Origin of the sequence: Methylophaga sp. UBA4204, from assembly GCF_002379485.1 — a bacterium.
Lineage (GTDB): Bacteria > Pseudomonadota > Gammaproteobacteria > Nitrosococcales > Methylophagaceae > Methylophaga.
In genome coordinates, this window is sequence record NZ_DFTU01000043.1 from 31,043 (window position 1) to 34,847 (window position 3,805).

Annotated in this window: 4 protein-coding genes; all 4 read right to left on the reverse strand. The window is 46.2% G+C overall.

Annotation, left to right across the window (positions count from 1 at the left end):
- Positions 1–499, reverse strand: a 499-nt coding sequence (locus B3182_RS06155) for an AAA family ATPase (RefSeq protein WP_292751990.1), incomplete at its 3' end; no start/stop codon positions are given.
- Between the two features lie 8 nt (positions 500–507).
- Positions 508–1,593, reverse strand: coding sequence for a 3-dehydroquinate synthase (aroB, locus tag B3182_RS06160; RefSeq protein ID WP_292358237.1), 1,086 nt, complete (start codon positions 1,591–1,593; stop codon positions 508–510).
- A 5-nt stretch (positions 1,594–1,598) separates the two neighbouring features.
- Positions 1,599–2,126, reverse strand: coding sequence for a shikimate kinase AroK (aroK, locus tag B3182_RS06165; RefSeq protein ID WP_292358239.1), 528 nt, complete (start codon positions 2,124–2,126; stop codon positions 1,599–1,601).
- A 93-nt stretch (positions 2,127–2,219) separates the two neighbouring features.
- On the reverse strand, positions 2,220–3,805 hold a 1,586-nt coding region (locus B3182_RS06170; RefSeq protein ID WP_292751993.1), incomplete at its 5' end, for a type IV pilus secretin PilQ.

Below are 3,805 nucleotides of genomic sequence, written 5' to 3' on the forward strand. Positions count from 1 at the left end.
CCCGCCATAGATAGTTGCCTTCATGTTGCCAGTCAAACCAGGTTTTTAATTGCTGGAGTAATGGCTCGGCAAGCTTACTGATATCATCAATCAATAACACCGGACGAATCTGCAAAGTCTGCAGTTGTTGTAATCGCTGTTGTAATAGCTGAAGGTTGTTACTGCCCAGCGTACTCTCCTGAGGCGCACCAAAAACCTGTAAACAGCGGCTGACCATAAACTGAATGGTTAATGAGGGTTCTGCCTGAATCAGGCAAAAACGCAAATCATCGCCCCCCCGATTCATTAAGGCTTTTAAAGTAGTGGTTTTACCCAGACCGTTGCTGCCATACAGCAAAGGAATTTTGTCACTGGCCCGCAGCAGATGCAGAACCAGGTCCAGACGCTGCTTAATTTCCGGCCCCATATACAGTCCGGCTTCTGTCACCTCAGCACTGAATGGATTCGACTGAAGCGCTAATCTTGAAATATATTTTGGTTCAGCTGCCGCTGCAGTCATTGCATTACTCAATTTCCAGCAGTAAATTTCGCCAGGGTTTCAGCCAGAGCGTCACCATCGTAGTCATCGGAAATAATGGCCTGACCGATATCTTTTAACAACACCAGACGAATCAGTCCATCCTGAACCTTTTTATCTACCGCCATCAGGTTCATAAAATCTGCAGAACTTAACTTGCCCGGAACAGTAACAGGCAGATTAGCGGCTTTCATAATGTCGCTGATACGGGTAACTTTTTCCGTGCTAAGCCATCCCATACGTTGCGACAAGTCGGCTGCCATCACCATACCTATTGCAATCGCCTCACCATGCAGACAATTCCCGTAGCCACAACCAGTCTCAATGGCATGACCGAATGTATGGCCAAGGTTTAACAAAGCTCTGACACCTTGTTCACGCTCATCATCTGCCACAATGGTTGCCTTATCCTGACAGGATCGGGCAATCGCTTGTGCCAGTGCCTCAGGATCACGCGAAACCAGCAGCGACATATTCTGTTCAAGCCAGTCAAAAAATTCAGCGTCATTAATCAAACCATATTTAATGACTTCTGCCAGTCCCGAAGAAAACTGACGATCATCCAACGTTTTTAACGTGGCAGTATCTGCCAGTACACATTGCGGCTGGTAAAACGCACCAATCATATTTTTGCCTAACGGATGATTGACCGCGGTTTTGCCGCCAACTGAAGAGTCGACCTGTGATAATAAGGTGGTGGGAACCTGGATAAAGGGCACCCCCCGCTGATAACAGGCTGCAGCAAATCCTGCCATATCGCCTATAACACCACCACCCAGCGCAATAATGGTTACCTGACGAGACAATCTGGCTTCCAGTAAACGATCAAAAATCAGCTGCATGGTGTCCAGCGTTTTATATTGTTCACCATCTGGCAAAATAACACTTTCCAGCCGATAGTCTTTTAACGCTGTTTTTACGGTATCCAGGTACAGAGGTGCCACCGTTTCATTGGTAACAATCAACACTTCCTTTCCCCGGATATGGGCGGTAAATAAATCACTTCCCGATAGCAGATTTTCACCAATATGGATGGGATAACTGCGATCACCGAGCGCAACTTGAAGCGTTTTCATCATATTCAGGTTTCTTTTGTTTTTAATTGTTGTAATTGTTTTATCACTGCGTTCACGGTTCGGGTAACAGATTGATCACCTGTTTGTAGCACCACATCAGCCACTTCCCGATATAAAGGGTCCCGCTGTGCCATTAATTGTTTTATTTGCAGGCGCCGATCCGCCACCTGCAACAAGGGGCGACTGGTATCACGAGATGTGCGGCGGTAAAGTTGTTCGGCTGTAGCCGCCAGATAGACAACCTTGCCACGTTTCAGATTGCGCCGGTTTGCCTCCGCCAGCACAGCACCGCCACCAGTTGCCATTACAATATTATCCATTGCGCTAAGCTCATCAATCACTTTTTGCTCGCGCTCTCTGAAGCCTTCTTCACCTTCCATCTCAAAAATCCAGGAGATGGATACACCAGTGCGCTTTTCAATCTCACGATCACTATCAAAAAACTTACGATGCAGCTTTTTAGCAAGCTGTCGACCAATGGTAGACTTTCCAGACCCCATTGGTCCCACCAGAAATATATTACCTGAAATCACGTGGCTAATGACTCAACTGTTTATCGTGAAAAAAAAACCGGATCGACAGGCTTGAGTCGATCCGGTTTTTTATATTAACTGAAAAAGCAGGAATTAATAATCCATACCTTCCTTAATAATTTTTGGTGTCACAAATACCAGTAACTCACGCTGGCGATCTTCATTCGTATTGGTTTTGAAGAGAAAGCCCACATAAGGCAAATCACCAAAGAATGGTACACGTGTCGATTCTGTTCTAGACGTTTGTTCATAAATACCCCCCAACACCACAGTTTCGCCATTATCCACCAATACCTGCGTGCGAACGCTTCTGGTATCAATACTAGGAACGCCGAGGAAAATGGCACCTACTTCGTCTTTATTCACTTCCAGATCCATCACAATGCGATCATCCGGCGTAATCTGCGGAGTCACATCCAGTTTTAACAGTGCCTCTTTGAATGAAACCGAGGTTGCACCACTTGATGAAGCTTCCTGATAGGGAATTTCGGTACCTTGCTCAATGGTAGCCTGTTTTTGGTTTGAAGTGATGACACGTGGTGTTGAAATAATCTCACCTTTGCCTTCCTCCTGCATCGCAGAAAGCTCCAACTCCAGCACCGCTCCCAAAGGCAATTTAGCCAACGCCAAAGCAATAGTCCCTGCCGGATTGGCAACTGGTAAGTTCACATTTAAATCCTGACCACGTAATCCAGCCTGGTTTGTGGGAACCACCGCATCCAGATTATTCGCCGGAACCTGCAAACCTTCCAGAGAACCGGATGTGCCTGCTCCCAAGGTGCCACTTTCAGCTGAGGTGCCAAAACGCACCCCCAGCTCCTTAGTAAAGTCATTGTTGGCAATAACAATCCGCGATTCAATTAACACCTGACGTACCGGAATATCCAGTTTTTCAATTAATTTGCGAACATCGGCAAGATTTCTAGCAGTATCACGAAGCAGTAAAGAGTTGGTCCGTTGGTCAACCACTACGCTGCCACGATCTGAAAGAAATCCGCCAGCACTGCTCCCGGCTGTAGTTTGACCTTGAGTTGTCGTTAAAATCTCAGCCATATCTGTGGCTTTTGCAAAGTTGACTTCAAATATCTCGGAATAGAGTGGTTCCAGCTCGACCAATTGACGTCTGGCCTCAAGCTCCTGTTTTTCGCGAGCGGCAATTTCTGCTGCTGGGGCAATCAGCATGACATTACCATTCTGACGCATACCCAGACCCTTGGTTTTCAAAATAATATCCAATGCCTGATCCCAAGGTACATTTTTCAAACGCAGGGTTAAGTTGCCGGTCACTGTGTCGCTGGTCACCAGATTCATACCGTTAAAATCAGCCAGTAACTGTAAAACGGCACGAACTTCAATATTCTGGAAATTCAGCGACAGCTTCTCACCTTCAAAGCCAAATTCATTTTCAGTGGTCTCAGCTGTAGTTCGTTCTGCAACTGGTTTTACCTCAACAACCAGCTTATCGCCAGATTGGTAAGCCAGATGTTCAAACTTGCCAGTAGTTGTAAGCACCAACCTGGACCCATCGCGTGTTTGCATACTTTCAATCAAATTCACCGGGGTCGCAAAATCCATTACATCCAGTTTGCGTTTCAATTGGTCGGGCAAGTCAACCCCAGGCAAATCTACAATCAAATCTCCACTTTCACGACGAATATCCATAGCAGTATTTTCATTTT